General features: G+C 75.2%; 1 protein-coding gene. It reads left to right on the top strand.

Going from position 1 to position 812, the window contains the following annotated elements:
• On the top strand, positions 1-684 hold a 684-nt coding region (locus tag AC4IJH_RS43605), incomplete at its 5' end, for a sensor histidine kinase (protein ID WP_490857580.1).
• Positions 685-812: the final 128 nt, after the last annotated feature.

An 812-nucleotide genomic window follows, 5' to 3' on the forward strand; every position in this document is an offset into this window, starting at 1 on the left:
AAGGCCCGCCGGGACCAGCGCCTCGAAGTGGCCGGGGAGCTGCACGACTTCGTCGCGCACGAGGTCACCGGGATTCTGCTGGAGGTGCAGGCGGCGCAGGTCGCCGACTACGACGCGCAGCAGGTACGGGAGCTGCTCCAGCGGCTGGAGGAGGCGGGGCTGCGGGCGCTGGACTCCATGGACCGTACGGTCGGGACGCTGCGGGACCCCGAGGGGGAGCGGGCGTCCACCGGCGGCGAGCTGCCGTCGACGCGGCTGTACGGGCTGGCTGACCTGGCCGAGATGGTCGAGCGCTTCGCGTCGTCCGGCACCGGCGTACGGGCCTCGCTTGAGCTCGCCGAGGAGCTGCGGGGGGACGCGGGGCGGGGGTCGGCGCGGGAGGTGGAGGATGCCGTGCACCGGGTTGTGCTGGAGGCGCTGACGAATGTGCGGCGGCATGCGGTGGGGGTGGGTGGGGTGGCGGTGCGGGTGGGGTTGCTCGCGTGTCCTGGGGTGGACGCGGTGGAGGTGACCGTCACCGACGACGGGAGCGGGGGCGGTGGTGGCCGTGGCGCCCGCCGCCACGGTGGGGGCACCGGGCTGGCTGGGCTGCGGGCCCGCGTCGAGGCGCTCGGGGGCACGCTGGAGTACGGACCGCACGGGTCGGGGTGGCGGGTGCGTGCCGTACTGCCTGGGCCCGCGTAGGGGGCTGTTGGCGGACTTTGGTGCGGGGGCGCTGCGGGGGCGCTGCGCTGGCTGGGCCGACGGGGTTTCGGTGCGGTGGGAGAACACCTTCCCCTCGGGCCCGAAGAGCAAGCCCAAGTCCCGGTTCC

This window comes from Streptomyces sp. UF-297 (genome assembly GCF_058245575.1).